The 16,879-nt window shown below is 60.7% G+C and carries 17 protein-coding genes; 10 read left to right on the forward strand and 7 right to left on the reverse strand.

Translation table 11 applies throughout. The features are described from left to right. The 6 genes from VIW95_RS05860 to VIW95_RS05885 form a co-directional block, all read left to right on the forward strand. Positions 1-266, forward strand: a 266-nt coding sequence (locus tag VIW95_RS05860; RefSeq protein WP_331584491.1) for a hypothetical protein, incomplete at its 5' end; no start/stop codon positions are given. Beyond that, positions 263-1,255 (forward strand): HlyD family secretion protein, encoded by a 993-nt coding sequence (locus VIW95_RS05865; protein ID WP_331584492.1) that lies wholly within the window; start codon positions 263-265, stop codon positions 1,253-1,255. The genes VIW95_RS05860 and VIW95_RS05865, both read left to right, overlap by 4 nt. Continuing rightward, entirely contained in the window at positions 1,248-2,189 is a 942-nt protein-coding gene (locus VIW95_RS05870) for an ABC transporter ATP-binding protein (protein ID WP_331584493.1), read from the forward strand. The genes VIW95_RS05865 and VIW95_RS05870 overlap by 8 nt, the downstream gene beginning before the upstream one ends. Before the next feature lie 157 nt (positions 2,190-2,346). Continuing rightward, positions 2,347-3,312 carry an ABC transporter ATP-binding protein gene (locus VIW95_RS05875; RefSeq protein ID WP_331584494.1) on the forward strand — a complete coding sequence of 322 codons (966 nt, stop codon included), beginning with the start codon at positions 2,347-2,349 and terminating at the stop codon, positions 3,310-3,312. Further along, positions 3,309-4,442: an ABC transporter permease gene (locus VIW95_RS05880; protein WP_331584495.1), complete on the forward strand. Its 1,134-nt coding sequence runs from the start codon at positions 3,309-3,311 to the stop codon at positions 4,440-4,442. The genes VIW95_RS05875 and VIW95_RS05880 overlap by 4 nt, the downstream gene beginning before the upstream one ends. A gap of 9 nt (positions 4,443-4,451) precedes the next feature. Next, the gene (locus tag VIW95_RS05885) at positions 4,452-5,585 is read left to right on the forward strand and encodes an ABC transporter permease (protein WP_331584496.1); all 1,134 of its coding nucleotides are present in this window, start codon (positions 4,452-4,454) and stop codon (positions 5,583-5,585) included. A gap of 3 nt (positions 5,586-5,588) precedes the next feature. On the opposite strand, the gene VIW95_RS05890 is transcribed toward VIW95_RS05885, so the two are convergent. Next, positions 5,589-7,859, reverse strand: coding sequence for a thioredoxin domain-containing protein (locus VIW95_RS05890; protein WP_331584497.1), 2,271 nt, complete (start codon positions 7,857-7,859; stop codon positions 5,589-5,591). Between the two features lie 37 nt (positions 7,860-7,896). Between VIW95_RS05890 and VIW95_RS05895 the strand changes: the two genes are divergently transcribed. From VIW95_RS05895 to VIW95_RS05910, 4 genes are read left to right on the forward strand one after another with little or no spacing between them, the layout of a single operon-like run. Beyond that, the gene (locus tag VIW95_RS05895; RefSeq protein WP_331584498.1) at positions 7,897-8,505 is read left to right on the forward strand and encodes a CAP domain-containing protein; all 609 of its coding nucleotides are present in this window, start codon (positions 7,897-7,899) and stop codon (positions 8,503-8,505) included. Between the two features lie 11 nt (positions 8,506-8,516). Further along, positions 8,517-9,527, forward strand: a complete 1,011-nt coding sequence (locus VIW95_RS05900) for a methyltransferase (protein ID WP_331584499.1) — start codon at positions 8,517-8,519, stop codon at positions 9,525-9,527. Positions 9,528-9,562: 35 nt separating this feature from the next. Then, positions 9,563-10,129 (forward strand): hypothetical protein, encoded by a 567-nt coding sequence (locus VIW95_RS05905; protein ID WP_331584500.1) that lies wholly within the window; start codon positions 9,563-9,565, stop codon positions 10,127-10,129. Then, positions 10,126-11,094 (forward strand): MBL fold metallo-hydrolase, encoded by a 969-nt coding sequence (locus VIW95_RS05910; protein ID WP_331584501.1) that lies wholly within the window; start codon positions 10,126-10,128, stop codon positions 11,092-11,094. The genes VIW95_RS05905 and VIW95_RS05910 overlap by 4 nt, the downstream gene beginning before the upstream one ends. A gap of 173 nt (positions 11,095-11,267) precedes the next feature. Here the strand turns inward: VIW95_RS05910 and VIW95_RS05915 are convergent, their stop codons facing one another. The 6 genes from VIW95_RS05915 to VIW95_RS05940 form a co-directional block, all read right to left on the reverse strand. Then, positions 11,268-12,029, reverse strand: coding sequence for a Dam family site-specific DNA-(adenine-N6)-methyltransferase (locus VIW95_RS05915; protein WP_331584502.1), 762 nt, complete (start codon positions 12,027-12,029; stop codon positions 11,268-11,270). A gap of 64 nt (positions 12,030-12,093) precedes the next feature. Then, the gene (locus tag VIW95_RS05920; RefSeq protein WP_331584503.1) at positions 12,094-13,707 is read right to left on the reverse strand and encodes a VWA domain-containing protein; all 1,614 of its coding nucleotides are present in this window, start codon (positions 13,705-13,707) and stop codon (positions 12,094-12,096) included. Further along, positions 13,704-15,113 (reverse strand): hypothetical protein, encoded by a 1,410-nt coding sequence (locus VIW95_RS05925; protein ID WP_331584504.1) that lies wholly within the window; start codon positions 15,111-15,113, stop codon positions 13,704-13,706. Before VIW95_RS05925 ends, VIW95_RS05920 begins: the two co-directional genes overlap by 4 nt. A gap of 29 nt (positions 15,114-15,142) precedes the next feature. Next, a complete protein-coding gene (locus tag VIW95_RS05930; protein ID WP_331584505.1) occupies positions 15,143-15,718 on the reverse strand; it encodes an HIT domain-containing protein in 576 nt (191 codons plus the stop codon). Further along, positions 15,693-15,989 carry an integration host factor subunit beta gene (locus VIW95_RS05935; RefSeq protein WP_331584506.1) on the reverse strand — a complete coding sequence of 99 codons (297 nt, stop codon included), beginning with the start codon at positions 15,987-15,989 and terminating at the stop codon, positions 15,693-15,695. Before VIW95_RS05935 ends, VIW95_RS05930 begins: the two co-directional genes overlap by 26 nt. A 47-nt stretch (positions 15,990-16,036) precedes the next feature. Continuing rightward, the coding region (locus tag VIW95_RS05940; protein WP_331584507.1) for a S1 RNA-binding domain-containing protein at positions 16,037-16,879 on the reverse strand (843 nt) is incomplete at its 5' end.

The raw sequence follows: 16,879 nt of genomic DNA on the forward strand, positions 1-16,879 counted from the left end.
GTGTGCTGCAGCGCAAGGGATCCATTCCTCGTGGTGCCGATCTGACTCAACTTTTTATTTCGATGTTGTCGCTGGCTATGTTTCCGCTGGTGATGCCTCAAATCGTTCGTCTGATCCACGGCATGGAACCGACCGACCCTCGCTTCATGCGGCAGCGCGCGAATTTTTTGCGCTGGCTTGGAAATCGTCTGGTGAATTCCGCGGGGCTAGCTCGCGTTCGGCCGCGACGCGGCCTGTCCGTCAAAAGGCGGAGCCAACCCGGATGATGAGACGAATCGTCGTGCTGGTGGCGATCCTGATAGTTGGCGTCGGTGCCTGGACTGGCTACTCACTGTATTTCAAGGGCGAGGTCGCGACTGACAATCTGCTCGTATCGGGCAATATCGAAGCCCACGAAAGCGTCGTGAGTTTCAAGGGCGTGCAATCGCGCGTCATCGAATTGCCGTTCGACGAAGGGCAGTGGGTGACGGCCGGCACGTTGATCGCACGGCTCGACGACAGCGACTACCGCCAACAAGTCGCAATCAACGAAGCTGCGCTCCACGTGCAGGAACAGGAACTTGCTTCGGCGATGCAGAAGCTCGAGGCTGCGCGGGCGACCGTCACCAACGATAACGCCGACCTCGCTCAAAAAAATATCGATTACGTCCGCAGTCAGAAACTGTGGAGCGACAAGATTATCTCCGGCGACCAGCGCGACCATACCGACACCGCGCGTAAGCAGTCCGACGCCGCGATGCAGCGCGACCGTGCGATGGAGCGCAGCGCGCAACAGGACATCGAGGTCGCCAAGGCAAACATCCGCAATGCCAGCGAAAATCTCCAGCTCGCGAGGATCATGCTCGGGTACACCACGCTGCGCGCGCCGTTCTCGGGGGTGATTCTCACGCGGCAGACGGAGCTCGGCGAGGTGATGCAGCCGGGCACGCCGGTCGTCACGCTAGCTGACCTCGATCACGTTTGGCTGCGCGCCTACGTGGCTGAAACCGATCTCGGCCGCATTCGATGGGGCCAGGCGGCGACGGTTCACACCGACACTTACCCGGACAAAGCATATCCGGGACAAATCTCGTTCATATCTTCCGAGGCCGAATTCACGCCCAAGAGCGTCGAGACTCACAAGGAGCGGGTGACGCTCGTATATCGAATAAAAATCGACGTTGAAAATCCCCGACACGAACTGAAGCCCGGGATGCCCGCGGACGCGACGATTCACCTGGGCCCTCCAGTGCAAGGCGGCAACAGTCGTGGATGACAAGACGGTCGTCGTTCGCGATCTGGTCAAGGATTTCTCCGGCGTCCGCGCGATCGATCACCTGAGCTTCGAAGTCGCTCCCGGTGAAATCTTCGGCATCGTCGGGCCCGACGGCGCCGGCAAAACCACGACCATGCGGATACTCGCCGGAGTGCTGCCGCCCGACGGCGGCACTGCGACAGTCGCGCGATGTGACGTGGTGGCGGATCCCGAAGGCGTCAAGCATCTCATCAGCTATATGCCGCAGCGCTTCGGCCTCTACGAAGATTTGACGGTGGAGGAGAACATCCGGTTTTACGCGGACCTGTTCGGCGTTCGCAGAAGGGACCGCGAGGCGCGCGGCGGCGAACTCCTGAAGGCGTGCGGGATGAGCGAGTTCCGCGCGCGGCTGGCCGGCAAGCTCTCGGGAGGAATGAAGCAAAAGCTCGGCCTGGTCTGCGCGTTGATACACACACCACGCGTGTTGATCCTCGACGAGCCGACTAACGGTGTCGATCCGGTTTCACGCCGCGAATTCTGGGCGATGCTCTATTCGCTGGCCGGCCAGGGCGTGACCGTGGTCAATTCCACCGCGTACCTCGACGAGGCCGAGCGATGCCATCGCGTAGCGCTACTGCATCAAGGGCGCCTGCTCTTTTGCGACTCACCCGCGCGTCTGAAATCGCGGCTGCAGGGCTCGGTGGTCTCGATCGTGTCGCTCGAGGCGCGCCGCGTCAGGGACGAACTCGCGGCGGCCGAGGGAGTATCGAGCGTCGTGCTGGTGGGCGACGCAGTTCATTTGTTTGTCGATGACGCTGAGCGCCGTATCCCTGAATTCACCGCGCGGTTGAGCGTCGGCCAGATTCAGTTCGACGAGATCGTTCGCGTCACACCGACTATCGAAGATCTTTTCGTCGAAGCTGTGCGCAAAGACGCGACGCACGCAGCGGCATGACACGCCCTAACGGAGAGAAGAGCTTTGCGTAATCCCGGCGCACGCGCTCAGAAGAAGAATCAGAATCTTGAATCGCGCGCGAAACGCGCGCTGTATAAGGACCCTCACCTTCGATCCTCTCCCTTACAGGGAGAGGGGAAGAGAGCAGCCGCTCGTTATGCAAAGGTCTAATAACGGCAATTCGGTCGAGGTCGAAAACCTGGTGAAGCGCTTTGGCGACTTCACCGCGGTCGATCGCATTTCATTTCAGACTCGAGCCGGCGAGGTCTTCGGATTTCTCGGACCGAATGGATCGGGGAAATCCACGACGATTCGAATCCTGTGCGGTTTGCTGCATCCGACGTCCGGCCGCGCGACCGTCGCCGGCTACGACGTCGTCGAATCGCCGGAACTGATCCGCCGCAACATCGGCTACATGTCGCAGAAGTTTTCGCTCTACGCCGATCTCACCGTGCTCGAGAATTTGCGCTTCTACGCGGGAATGTATGGCGTCCCGGCGAGCGAGTTGGGCGGGCGGATCGACTGGGCGCTAGAGATGGCCGGGCTGCGCGGCCGCGAGTCGAGCCTGACCGGCACGCTCGCGGGAGGATGGAAGCAGCGCCTTGCACTCGGCTGCGCCGTGCTGCATCGTCCGCCAATCCTGTTTCTCGATGAGCCGACCTCGGGCGTCGATCCGCTCTCGCGCCGGCTGTTCTGGGAGTTGATCCAGCAGATGAGCAGCGACGGCGTCACGATCTTCGTCACCACGCACTACATGGACGAGGCCGAATACTGCAACCGGCTGGCGCTGATGAATGGCGGCAAATTGATCGCGCTGGGCACGCCGACGGAACTGAAGCTGGGTTCGATCCGGGGCTCGCTGCTGCTGCTCGAATGCGATCGGATCGGCGACGCGATCGAACGCCTGCGCCACTTCGACGGCGTTGGCGACGTAGCGGTATTCGGCAGCGCATTGCATCTAGTGGTATCCGACGCCGCGATTGCGCCGGCGATTCGCGCCGCGCTCGAAGCCGATGCAATATCAGTCGCCGGCCTTAGAGTGATTCGTCCGAGCCTCGAAGACGCTTTCGTGGCGTTGACTACTCGACACGACGCAGATCCGGTCTCGGAGCTGTCGCGGTGAGTCTCCGCCGACTGATCGCCATCTCGCGCAAGGAAGTTTTCCAGGTACTGCGCGACTCGCGCAGCCTGCTGATTGTGCTGCTGATGCCGCTGATGCTGATGACGACGCTCGGCTACGGCGTCAATCTCGACACCAAGCACATCAAGGTGTTCGCGCTTGATGAGGAAGGCAGCCAGGCGAGCCAGGATCTGCTCAAGCGCTTTCAGTCTTCTGCGTATTTCGACTTGGTCGCGACTGTCACTGACTACCGCGCGCTTGGCGCCGCGCTGGACGACGGCCGATGCCAGCTCGCGATAGTGATTCCGTACGACTTCTCCGCGCGTCTGCACGACGGGCGCCCGGTGAACATACAGGCGCTGGTCGACGGATCCGACAACAACACCGCCGAGATCGCAATCGGCTACGCGCAGGGCGTGATCGCGTCCTATGGCGCCGTCGTCCAAGCCGAGTATCTGCGCAAGTCCAACGCGCCCAGCGTGAATCCTGTGCTGTCGGTCGAAGCGCGAACCTGGTTCAACGAGGATCTCGAAAGCAAAAACTTCATCGTGCCGGGCGTCGCCGCGATCGTGATGGCGGTGGTCGGAGTGTTGCTCACCTCACTGACGGTCGCGCGCGAGTGGGAGCGCGGCACGATGGAACAGCTCATCTCGACGCCGGTGACCTCGCTCGAAATTATTATCGGCAAGCTGATACCCTACTTCGCGCTGGGCATGCTCAATACGGCGGTCTGCGTCGCGATCGCGGTCTTCTGGTTCCAGGTTCCCTTTCGCGGTTCGCTAGTCGCGCTGAGCGTCGGTTCAGGAATTTACCTTATCGCGATTCTCGGCCTTGGATTCTGGATCTCGGTCGCCACGAAAAATCAGCTCGCCGCGAGCCAGATTGGTCTGGTGACGGCATTCCTGCCCTCGTTCCTGCTGTCGGGATTCACGTTTCCAATCGACCAGATGCCGATCGGTGTGCAGCCTTTCACCTACCTGATCGCGGCCCGCTACTACATCGTCATACTCAAGAGCGTATTTCTGCGCGGCACCGGGCTTAGCTTTCTCGCCGGGCCTTTGATTGCGCTCGTCATCTATGCCGCGGTGATGGTGTTGCTGGCCAAATGGTCGTTCCACAAGTCGCTGGCGTGAGGGGATGACGTGATAGAGCGGCTGCGCCAGATTCTGATTAAGGAATTCATCCACCTGTTTCGCGACAGGCATGCGCGATTTTCGCTGCTAGTGCCGCCGCTGCTGCAAATGCTGATATTCGGCTACGCCGCGAGCTACGAGGTTAATCGCGTTTCGACCGCGGTGCTTGATTACGACCACAGCCAGGAGAGCCGCGAATTTCTCGAGCGCTTCAGCGTCAGCAGCCGCTTCGAGGTGCGCGATGTCCTGCAAAGGGAGTCGCAAATTCCGTCGCTGCTCGATCATCGGCGGGTCGTGCTGGTGCTGCAAATTCAGCCGGGTTTCGCCGAGCTGCTGCGCAAGGGCCAGACCGCACCGGTTCAAGCCGTGCTCGACGGCACCGACTCGAACACGGCGTTGATCGCCGTCGGTTACATCAATCAGATCGCAAATCGATTTGCGCAGGATTATCAACTGCAGATGGCCGACCGGCTGAAACCATCTTTGGCGACCTTCGCGCCGAACATCGAGCTGCAGGAACGTCCCTGGTACAACGCCAACCTCGAGAGCCGGTGGTTTTTCGTGCCCGGCGTGATCGGAACGCTGGTGCTGGTGTCTGTGATGACACTGACCGCGTTCGCCGTGGTGCGGGAGCGCGAGATTGGCACGCTCGAACAACTGATGGTAACGCCGATCAGCCCGACCGAATTGATTGTCGGCAAAACGCTGCCGTTCCTGATCGTGGGGCTGGCGAACGTGGTGTTCGTCGCGATTTTGGGAAGCTTGTGGTTCCAGGTCCCGTTTCGCGGAAATGTTTTCGTTCTGCTGCTCGGCACCACGCTGTTTCTGTCGAGCGCGCTTGGGGTCGGACTGTTGATTTCCACACTGTGCCAGACCCAGCAGCAGGCTTTTGCGATCTCCTTTTTCTACATCTCGCCGGCGATCATGCTGTCGGGGTTCGGCTATCCGATCACCAGCATGCCGACCGCTCTGCAGTATTTCACCAATCTCGATCCGCTGCGCTTCTATCTCGTCGTGCTGCGCGGAACTTTCATCAAGGACATCGGCCTGGACGTGCTGTGGCCGCAGATGATCGCGATGGCGCTGCTGGGAGCGGCGACGCTCACGCTCGCGACGTTAAGATTTCACAAGACGCTGGACTGAGCTTCACATCGGCAGTCGCGCCGAAGCAGGGCCGTCGTTGACGACGGTCGTCTGGTCGGCGCCCTTGACGCCGAATCGCCTGATGACCTGCGCGAGTTTGGCCGGCGTCGCGACCGGTGTGGCGCATGCGGTTCCTGCGCAGACGAAAGCGAGCGGGACACCTTTCGCGGCGCTGGATTCGAACATCGCGCGCGCCGCCGCCGGCATCGATTCGGCGCCGCGGGCCGACTCGATGCGCATCACGATTTTCCCGGGACGATAATTTGCGAGCGCCATCCTCCACAGAGCTGCAGCGCGCGCTTCGCCGTGCGGGCCAACAATCGCGACCGTCGCTTCGCCGTTCGCGCTATATTCCAGCGCCAGGCCGACGGTAGCGACCGAGTTGCTCAACATCGCTCCCGCCATCGCGGGCGCATTCGCCATCAGTGCGCTGGCGGTCTTCGAATAGCTGTCGTCGCCGGTGATCAGCGCGAGCTTCGCCGTCGCAATTGCCATCGTCGCTTGCACCGACGGGGTCGGCATATCGAAGAACACCTGCCCGCTCGCCGATGATTGTTCGACTACCGTGCCGGCGTCCTCGGCATCATGGTTCATCAACAGGTTCGAATTGTCGGCGCGGAAATTCTTCATGATGATCGCGGCCAGCCTGCGCGCTTCCGCGAGATATTTCTCATCGGACGAGAACTGATACGCGTCGATCAGCGCATTCAGCATGTAAACCTGGTCGGCGGCGAGACCCGTCACCTGCGCGCGGCTATCGGACCAGACGTGAAAAAAACTTCCGTCGGGCGCTTGCAGGTGGGCGATGATGAAATCCAAATCGGCGAGCGCGGTGCGTTGCAGACTCGAGTCGTCGAGCGCCGCGGACGCGGTCAGGTACGCATCGGCCATCAGCGCGTTGCGATCGGTCATCACCGCGCGATCGACTGGCGGTGTTTTGCGACGAGCACGCACCGCGAGCATCGCGTCCGATGCGATCACAATCTTCTGGCGCGCCGCTTCCACCGGGATTTTCAGCCTGGCCGCGAGCTGCTCGGGGGTCATCGCGCGTCTCAGCACGATTCGTCCGTCGGGCGCGAGCGCCGGTGCGTTTTGCATACCATAAAATAAAAGCGCGACGCGCGCCTCATCGGCCGGCAGCGCGCGCTTCACTTCGGCGACGGTCCAGGTATAGAAACTGCCGTCGTCGCCCTTGAACGAATCGGCGTCCTGATGTGAGTAGAATGCGTGCGTGCTGGAATCGAGCAGATCGCGATTTATATAGTCCACGAGGGACTTCGCGACCCGTGCAAAATCCGGGTCGCCGCTGGCTTCGTAAGCGTCGCTGTATGCATGCAGCGCCATCGCGTTGTCGTAGCCGAGCTTCTCGAAATGCGGCACGCGCCAGTGCACGTCCGTCGAGTAGCGGTGAAATCCACCGCCTAGTTGATCGAACACTCCGCCTGCCGCGATTTTCTTCAACGTGTCGAGCGCCATCGCGGTAAATTCCGGATGCCCATAGAAACCGTGGGCGAGAGCGAGTTCGAGCGTCGGGAAATCGTAGAATCGCGGCCCCGCACCTGACGCGAATCCTCCCGACTCGCGATCGTACGACGCCGCCAGCCCCGCGAGAATCTGCGCGCGCAGGCCCTCGAGTCCTCCCGTCGCAGGAGCGTTCCGGCTCGACGCGGATTTGAGCTTCGCCGCAGTGGCCTCGGCCTCACGTTCGAGTCCCGCGCGATCGGTCGCGTACACTTGCGAGATTCGCTTCAGTAACGGCAGCATCGACGAGTTTTCTCCGCCACTGCCGTTGGGTCCGCTGCCCGGCCGCGGCGACAGAAATCCTGCTGCGAAAAACAGCGCGCCGTCGGGCGTCGTGAAACACGTGAGCGGCCAGCCGCCCGCGCCGGTCAATTGCGCCGCAGCATTCTGGTAGTACTCGTCGAGGTCCGGACGCTCGTCGGTATCGACCTTCACCGGCACGAACTGGCTGTTGAGCGCGGCCGCAACTTGCGGATCGGCGTAGGTCGTCGCGTCCATCACGTGACACCAGTGACACCAGACCGCGCCGATGTCGATCATGATCGGCCGGTTCAACGACCGCGCCAGCGCGAGCGTATGGGGACTCCATGCTTGCCATCGAATCGCACTCGACGAGGCCTCGCGAAGATACATGCTCGGCGATAACTTGAGCGAGCCGGCCGGCAACGCATTCGCCGTGTCAGCCGCAGCGCCGGCTCGCGCACTCGCGATGCAAACGATCGCAACTAACGCAAGAATCGTTCGCGTTGACATCCGCCAAATCTCGCGATAGCTGGGAATTGAGCCAAACATGAGCACACGATCTGCAACGCGCCGCCGGCCATCCGGAACTCGCAACGGCCCGGCCAAAGTCATCCGGATGCCGACTCCCACAGTGGTACGCCGGCGCCGTACGATCAAGACGGGAATCGGGCTGCTCGTGCTCTCACTGCTCGCTGCAATAGTCGCGCGGTTCTACATGATGTACACCGCGCCACCTTCGCCTGAGAGAGCGTCGGGTCTGACCGACCAGGAGACCGAAGTGCTCGGCCTGGTGAACCAGCAACGCGTCCGCAGTGGCCTGCCGCCGCTGAAATTCTCGCCGCGCCTGGCGGTAATCGCGCGCGGGCACAGTTACGACATGGCGATGCGCCACTATCTGGCCCACAACAGTCCCGACGGGGTAGCGCCCGCGAAGAGAATCAGCGGCGCCGGCATCGCGTACCGGACCGTCGGCGAAAACATTTATATGGACGACAACGCCGATACCGCCGACCTGCCTCAGCGCGCGATGAAAGGCTGGATGAAGAGCCCCGAGCACCTCGCCAACATCGTCTCGGGCAAGTTCACTGAGACCGGCGTAGGGGTAGCGGAGTCCGCTGACGGTAGAACTTACGTAACGCAAGACTTCGTGCACTGACAGGCGCTCCGATGGATTTCGCCGAACTTGCCGCGCTGGCCTCGGGTCACGCCGAAGCGCGCGCGATTCAGACCGCGCTCAAGCTGGGAATTTTCGATATGCTCGAGCGGTCGCCGCTCGACGACGCGGCGCTCGCCGCCGCCATATCCGCGAATCGCCGCGCGACGGCTCTGATAGCCAACGCGATGGTCGCGCTCGGATTGCTCGACGAGCGGACGAATCGCTACTCGTTGACCGAGGCGGCGCGGCGCTACCTGCTGCGCTCGTCCGGCGAATATCTTGGCGGCCTCATTCTGTTCGACGAAGCAATTTTTCAAACCTGGACGAATCTCGAGCAAACTATTCGCAGCGGCCTGCCTGCACGGCCGACCGACATGTTTCAAAGCCGTCCCGAAGAGACCGAACGATTCATCCGCGCCATGGATAGCCTTACGCGCGCGCGCGGCGATGCGGCTTACGTGGCCGACCGGCTCGACCTGAGCAATGTCTCGACGATCGCCGATATCGGCGGCGGGCCGGGGACCTACACCGTCGCGATGCTCCGCCGGTGGCCCCATTTGCGCGCCACGATTTACGATCTGCCTGCAACTCTCGAAGTTGCGCGGAAAATTCTCGGCGAACGCGAGCCCGCGTCGCTGGCGCGCATCGATCTGGTCCGCTTCGATTATCTCTACGATGACGTCCCGGGCCGATGCGGAGCCCTGTTCATGTCGAATATAATTCATAACGAAGATGAAACCGACAACGCTCAAGTCCTGCGCAAATGCTTTCGCGCACTTGAGCCGGGCGGGCTGATGATTATCAAGGACCACATCATGAACGCCGCGCTGACCGAGCCGAGGGCCGGCGCGATTTTCGCGCTCTACCTGCTGATGGCGACGCGTGGGCGCGACTATTCATTCGACGAAGTCTCCAGATGGCTCGGCGAGGCCGGCTTCGTCGAGATACAGCTCAAGGCGCTGCCAAGCCCTCCGTTCACTTCGTCTATGGTGATAGCGCGCAAGCCGTTGGGAAAAATTTGATTTTGTACAGAGTGTCGCTCGTCGCAATCGCGGTGGTGCTCGCGGGAGTGTGCGCTGGGTGCGCCGCGGCCGGCGCGCTCGGCCTGGTCACCCAGGTTGCGCCAGAGGTGGCAATGGGCAGCGCTCAACTCATCGGCGCTCAAGCCTCAATGAAAGAATCCGGCGGCGGAATCTCCAAGGAGGACAACCCGGACAAATGCGAGCAACTGGTGCGCGCTCAACCGGGTGTCGAAGAAATTCGCAAAACCAAGGATGGGGTCATCGAATCGCGCCAGTGGAAAATCGCCCAGACCAGCGGCGACCCGATCTGGATCGTGGCGCGCACTCAGACCGAGAATACGTCGAAGGACGCCTGGGCGCCGAAGCCCGGCATCAGTAAGCTACTTTTCACTCCGCCGCTCTACCAGATGCTCAAGCCCGACGAATCCGAGTATCTCGCCTACGCCCCCACTGAAATGGTCAACGTGGCCGATAGTGAACAGTTCGACTCGATGACCGAGGCGTTTGGGTCCGGTGAGGGGACCTTCAAATGGCGCGATCGTTCGTACACCTTCGTGCTGGTCAAGGAACTCCCCTGTTTCAAGCCAGAAAAGGAGAAGTGAATCCGATTTCGTCGCTTTCGTCGCGCATGATGCGATTGGTGCCGCGACTGATCGCCGTCGTCGCGATTTTTTCGTTGGCACTGTTTGCCACGAGGTCGTACTCTCAGAACATGAATTCCGCGCCCGATCAGTCGCATCAGCGCCTCGAGCCCGCGTCGTGGCCCGACAACTCGCTCACAATCTCCAACCTCGGCCATGCGACTGTGCTGATGAATTTCTTCGGCACGCGCGTGCTCGCCGACCCGAGCCTGTTCTCGCGCGTCGGCATGTCGATCGACTCGATTCTCACGATCGGACCGAAACGATTCGTCGAGCCGCCGCTGGCTCCCGCGCAATTGCAGCAACTCGACGTCATTCTGATCACGCACGCGCACATGGATCACCTCGACATTCCGTCGCTGAAGGCTCTGCCGAAGAGCGCGGTGGTGGTCGCGTGCGACAAATGCTCGCAAATCATTGCGCCGCTTGGCTTCAAAGATGTCCGCGAACTCAAATGGGGCGAATCCACCGTCGTCAAAGGACTCACCATCCGAGCGATGGGCGCGAGGCACTGGGGCAAGCGATGGCCGCCATTCGGCGAAGACTACGGCTTCAACAGTTACGTGCTCGAAAAAGACGGGCACAGGATGCTGCTTGCGTGCGACAGCGCCGACACCGATCTGTTCGCGAGCATGGCGTCGACGCCGCCGGACGTCGCCGTGTTCTCGATCGGCGCTTACGACCCGTGGATTCTCAATCACGCCAACCCCGAACAGGTTTGGGCGATGTTCCAATCGACGCGCGCGCACTACCTCGTGCCGATTCACTGGGGAACGTTCAAGCTGTCGAAAGAGCCGATGGAGGAGCCGCTGCAGCGGCTAATCAAGGCAGCGGGAGATCAGCAGGATCGGATTGTGCTGCGGCAGATCGGGGGGAGCTGGACGATGCCGGCGACGATCGAGTCGCGGCAAGCGGCCGGGCGGTAGCATCTAGCAATCGCTTTTCTCAGAACGGAGCAGAGCCTTGAATCGCGCGCGAAAAGATCGCGCGCTGTGTAAGGACCCTCACCTTCGATCCTCTCCCTTACAGGGAGAGGGGAAGAACTCGAGCGAATACGCCGCGGCGGCTCTAAATGACAGAAGAGCTGGGCGCTAAAATCCTAACTACAGTTTCTGAGTGCAAGGACTTCCTTTGCTGGAGTCCTATCGCCGGTACTATTGATCATTCTAGGGGCTGTTAGAGTTCTAACCGCGTATCCGAGGTCCTTGTATAGGTGACGAATTCGGTCCGTAGCCTGGTTTGACAAGATAACAGGACCGGGATGCCGCGCGAGCCATCGTGCCAGCCGGATTTGATCATCCCACTGAAAATTCTCCTTGGAATAGGCCGTGAACTGGACGTCGTACGGCGGATCAGCGTAGACGAAGTCGTCGTGACGCAATGCTAGCTTTTCGAAATCGACGCACGTAAAGTCCCACTGCGCGAGGGCCGGAACGTATTCTGTGAAATCGGTCTTGTAGATCAGTTTCTTATAACGGCCGAAAGGAACATTAAACTCGCCTCTGCTGTTGAATCGGCAAAGGCCGTTGTAGCAGGTGCGATTGAGATAATAGAAAATCGCGGCCGCTTCCTGAGTGTCTGCCCTATTTTCGCGGATGAGTTGGTTGAAGCGGCTTCGTTGTTGGTAGAAGCAAGCCTGATCGTTATGCATCGCAAGCCGGATTCCAAGACCGCGCTTGAGCCAGCTATAGAAGTTAATCGTATGAGGATTGAGGTCATTGATCAGAGCCCTATCTGGCGCGAGGCCTAGCGATACCGCCAAGCCGCCGCATAGGGGTTCGACCAGGCGGCGCGTCCGATGCGAATCCCATAGCGGAGCCAGGTGCGGCACGAGCCATCGCTTGCCACCTGCCCACTTCAATGGAGGTCTTGGATTAACCCGACTCTCAACCGCCTCAACGACCGCCGCCACTTAATGCAGCCCTTCAGACGCGTTTGCGCTTTTTTGAGAGGTAGTCGACCAGCATGTATTCGCCGAGATGGTCGGGGCGGGTGAACAGCGCGCGGCCGCGGTTGATCTGCGTCATCTTGTCGACGAATGCGCGCAGGCTCGGCGAATCGTCGAGCATGAAGGTGTTGATCGTGATTCCCTTGCGCGTGATGCGCTCGACTTCCTTAAGAGTTTCCTGCGCCGCGCGCATGCTGATGCCGCCAAACGACAGCGGCCATTCGCAGTAGAGCCGCTTGTTCAGGAAATACGCGGTCGGCTGGCCGTCGGTGATCACGATGATGTGCTGATTGCGCGACGGATGGCGCCCGAGCAAATCGGATGCGAGCCGCAGGCCGTCCTGCAGATTGGTGAAGGGATCGCCCATGTTCCACGAGGCTTCGGGCAGATCCTTGAGCTTCAGTTCGACTGCGCGGGTATAAAATCCGACGATCGAGAAATAGTCGCGCGGGAACTTCGAGCGAATCAGCGTCTCCATCGCCATCGCGACTTTCTTCGCCGCCGCGAATCGCCCTTCCCAACTCATCGACCACGACATGTCCAGGCACAGCACCGTGGACGAGGAGCTGGCGTAGTCGTTTTCGTAGATCTCGAAATCTTCCGGCCGCAGCTCGAGCGGGATGCCGGCCTTGCGGGCCAGCGCATGCTTCAGGGTCGCGACCAGGTTCAGATTCAGCGGATCGCCGAAGGCGTACGGCTTGGTCTGCTCGGGGCGCATCTCGGTGACGCCGCGATGGTCCGTGACGTGGCCGCCCGAGCGATCCTTCAACAGGTTCTGGTAAATATCGCGGAGCGCCAGTTGCCCGATTCGACGCACGCCCTTGGGCGAGAGCTGAAAATGGTCGCCCTTGGGCACCATGTAGCCTGATTGCGTGAGCAGCACCATCACCTGCTTGAGATTCTGAAAATCCTTGCTCGCCTGCTGCCCGAGGATCTGCTGCAGGTCTTCCATTGAGATAGTGTCGAAGTTGCCGGACATCAGGTCCTGCTCGAGCTGGCGCATCCGCTCCATCTCGCGCATCAGTTCGAGCGCATCGTCGTAGCCGAGGCTCTTCGGACCGTGGAACATGTGCTGATTGCGATCGCGAAAATTCTCGAGGTCGCGAATATTTTCGTATTCCTCGAGCAGCTGGTCGAAGTCTTCCTTAGCCTGCGCATCCTCGAATTCGTGGCTCTCCAGCTTGCGCATCGCCTCCGACAGCCGGCGCGGCATGCGCGACAACTCGCGCTGTTTTTCCTCGATACCGGGCTTCTGCCCCTTGAGCGATTCGAGCTTGGCGCGCTCGCGATTCAAAATGTCTTCGAGCTTCTGCTCCATCTCCGAGAGCGCGTTCTTGAGGTTGAAGTCGCGGTAACGCTGGCGCATCTCCTGGCGCAGCTGCTCGATGAATTCCTCGAGGCCCATCACCTTGACGTCGTCGAAGTCCATCCCCTGGCGCATCATCCAGTCCATCGCCTGGCGGACGTCGTCGGTGTACGAGAGGTACTCGGCCAGCTTCTCGAACACCTTGTCGGCGTCGAGCTTGAGGCGCTGGGTCCCGTCCCACTGGGTGTAGCGGGTGACAACGGCGGCCATTTCGCGGCGTGTCATGCGTGATAGGCGAAGCGCCCGCCCTGGCGATCCTTGTTGAGCTTTTGATGGAGATGGAGGCCTTCGAAAATAAATTCGCTCGCGGCAGCCATGAGGCCCGGCGTCTCGAACGGTCCGAGCAGGGTGATCACTTCACGCAGTCCGGTGACCTCGCGCAGCGGCTCCATGTATTCCGACGACGGCGCGCTGTCGGAAACCTCGACCCCCCAGCCTTGTTCGAAGTAGCTCGAGACTTTCTTCAGATCGTCGAGCTTCAGATACTTGTCGAAAACTTTCAGCACCGCGCGATTGATCAGCCGCTCGATCAAGTCGTCTTCCTTCTTGTCCTCGCCGACGTATTCGAGCTCAATCTTACCCGCAGTCGAGGCATACAGCGAATGCAGATCCGAAATGCGCGGCACGATCTCGTTCTCCGAGTTGCGCACCGCGCGCTTCTCGGCGTTGGAGACTGCCGATTCGAAATTGTTGATCGTCACGCGCACCGAGACGCCCGACGACTGGTTGATCTCATTCGATGCGCGCGCCTCGAAGGTGATCTGCGCGAGGATGTCCTTCATGAACTGCGGAATCCGCACGTCCACGCCCGAGCGCGGCGGATGCGCCGCTTCCTGCTCCATGATCACTATTTCGTGCTCGATCGTCTTGGGATAGTGCGTGCGAATCTGGATATCGAAACGATCTTTCAGCGGCGTGATGATGCGCCCGCGCGAGGTGTAGTCCTCCGGATTCGCGCTCGCCACGAAAACCACATCGACCGCCAGCCGAATTTTGTAGCCCTTGATCTGGACGTCCTTCTCTTCCATCAGGTTGAAGAGACCGACCTGCACTTTTTCCGTAAGGTCAGGCAGCTCATTGATCGCGAAGATGCCGCGATTGGTCCGCGGGATCAGTCCGTAGTGAATCGTCTCTTCGTCGGCGAGGTAACGGCCCTCGGCGACTTTGATCGGATCGATCTCGCCGATCAGATCGGCCACTGAAACGTCCGGGGTGGCGAGCTTCTCGGCGTATCGCGAGTCGCGGCCGATCCACGCAATCTCGAGTGCGTCGCCCTTCTCTTCTTTCAACTTGACGCATCGGCGGCAGATCGGCGCGAAGGGGTCGTCGCTGATTTCGCAGCCCGCTACTACCGGCACGTATTCGTCGAGCAGACCGACCAGCGACCTGATGATTCGCGACTTCGCCTGCCCGCGCTCGCCGAGAAAGATCATATGATGGCCGGCGAGCACGCCGTTCTCGATTTCCGGAACTACGGTATCCTCGTAGCCCACGATTCCGGGCAGGATTTGCTCCTTGCTGCGCAGCCGCTCGAGCAGATTTTTGCGCATCTCCATCCGCACCGGCATGGTCTGGTAGCCCGCGCTCTTGAGTTCGCCCAGGGTCCGAATCTTCAGCAGTTTTTCATTCATTGCGAATCCCGCAGATTGATCGATCGATCTTAAGATAATTCAGCGCCGAGGTTTTTGAAAATCGGCCGCAGTTGCTCGTAACTGTCTTCCAAACTCTGTGACAGCACACGCGTCGAGGCAAGTACCGACATGAAATTGTTGTCGCCGGTCCAGCGGGGCACGATATGCCAATGCATGTGCTCGGCGAAACCCGCGCCGGCGGCGCTGCCGAGGTTGGCGCCGACGTTGAGCGCCTGCGGATGCAGGTTCTCGCGCATCGCCTTGATCGATGCAGCGACCGCGTCGCCGAGCATCGCGCGATCGCTGCGCGTCAGCACTTCGGGCGATGCGACGTGGCTGCGCGGCGCCACCATGATGTGTCCGTTACTGTAGGGATACTTGTTGAGCATCACGAGCACGTCGCGATTTTCGAACAGGATCAGGCGCTCGCGGCGCTCGGCGTCCGACAGCGCGCCGAAACAAAAGATGCACGCCTTGGGATCTGAGAGCAGGCTGCGCAGATAGGCGTAGCGCCACGGCGCCCAGAGGCGCAGCCCTTCGGCGGGGACATCCGCGTCGTCGCGCCGATTAACTGGCCGATTAACGGGCCGCTTCTTCAGCGCCATTTACTTCGATTCGGAGTTCCTTGCCCGCGCGAAAGAATGGAATCTGCTTGGCATCGACGCTGACCAACTGGCCGGTCTTGGGATTGCGACCCTGCCGCGCGCGACGCTGCTTGACCGCGAAGCTGCCGAAGCCGCGAATCTCGATGCGCTCACCGCGCATCAGCGAGTTGGCCATCGCGTCGAACATTGCGTTGACGATCGTCTCCGACTCGCGATGGGTAAACTTCTGCCGGCGCGATAGTAGTTCTTCGATGATTTCCCGCTTGGTCATCGATCTCGCCGCGGTCCGCGCGCGCATACCGGGACCGGCTCCCCCGTCTAGCTGGTTTTGCCGCCGCGCGCCGCGCGCCGTTCGCCGTCGTCGCGATCGAGCTTGAGCTCTTCTTTCAGGATATCTTCCATCGAGAACCGCGCCGCCTCATGCTCGCGTTTGAGGTAGGCCTGCATTTCCTCGCGCTCTTCGTGCTGCTTGACTGCCTTGATCGAGAGGCCAATGCGGCGCTCCTTCGGGTCGAGCTGCACGATAAGAGCGTCCAACTCATCATCGACCTTGTACAACGAAGACGGCTTGTCCACCCGCTCGTTGCTGAGCTGCGAAATGTGGATCAGTCCTTCGATTCCTTCCTCGATTTCGACGAAGACGCCAAAGTCGGCGACCGAACTGACCTTGCCGTGAATTCGCGTGTTCAGCGGATAGCGCTCAGCCACGGTATTCCAGGGATCGGCTGAAAGCTGCTTGACGCCGAGGCTCACGCGCTCGTTCTCGACGTCGATGCCGAGGACCGTCGCCTCGAGCTCGTCGCCCTTCTTCACCACTTCGCTCGGATGCCGAATTTTCTTGGTCCACGACAAATCGGAAATGTGCACGAGACCGTCGATTCCCGGCTCTATTTCGACGAACACGCCGAAGTCGGTGATCGACTTGACCTTGCCCTTCACCTGGCTGCCGATCGGATGCTTCTGGCCGAGCTCTTCCCACGGATTCGCCTCGGTCTGCTTGAGTCCGAGCGAGATTCTGCGATTCGCCTCGTCAACGCCGAGCACCTGCACCTCGACCATGTCGCCCGGATTCACGACTTTCGACGGATGGACGGCGCGCTTGCTCCAGCTCATTTCGGAGACGTGGATCAAGCCCTCGACGCCTTTTTCGATCTCGACGAA

This window comes from Binatus sp. (SeqCode) (genome assembly GCF_036522015.1).
Classification (GTDB): Bacteria; Desulfobacterota; Binatia; order Binatales; family Binataceae; genus Binatus.

Bases quoted from the DNA above. Each gene is read 5' to 3' on its own strand.
- VIW95_RS05865 (WP_331584492.1), top strand. From the start codon at position 263: ATGATGAGACGAATCGTCGTGCTGGTGGCGATCCTGATAGTTGGCGTC.
- VIW95_RS05875 (WP_331584494.1), top strand. From the start codon at position 2,347: ATGCAAAGGTCTAATAACGGCAATTCGGTCGAGGTCGAAAACCTGGTG.
- VIW95_RS05890 (WP_331584497.1), bottom strand. From the start codon at position 7,859: ATGTCAACGCGAACGATTCTTGCGTTAGTTGCGATCGTTTGCATCGCG.
- VIW95_RS05895 (WP_331584498.1), top strand. From the start codon at position 7,897: ATGAGCACACGATCTGCAACGCGCCGCCGGCCATCCGGAACTCGCAAC.
- VIW95_RS05900 (WP_331584499.1), top strand. From the start codon at position 8,517: ATGGATTTCGCCGAACTTGCCGCGCTGGCCTCGGGTCACGCCGAAGCG.
- VIW95_RS05920 (WP_331584503.1), bottom strand. From the start codon at position 13,707: ATGACACGCCGCGAAATGGCCGCCGTTGTCACCCGCTACACCCAGTGG.
- VIW95_RS05925 (WP_331584504.1), bottom strand. From the start codon at position 15,113: ATGAATGAAAAACTGCTGAAGATTCGGACCCTGGGCGAACTCAAGAGC.
- VIW95_RS05930 (WP_331584505.1), bottom strand. From the start codon at position 15,718: ATGGCGCTGAAGAAGCGGCCCGTTAATCGGCCAGTTAATCGGCGCGAC.
- VIW95_RS05935 (WP_331584506.1), bottom strand. From the start codon at position 15,989: ATGACCAAGCGGGAAATCATCGAAGAACTACTATCGCGCCGGCAGAAG.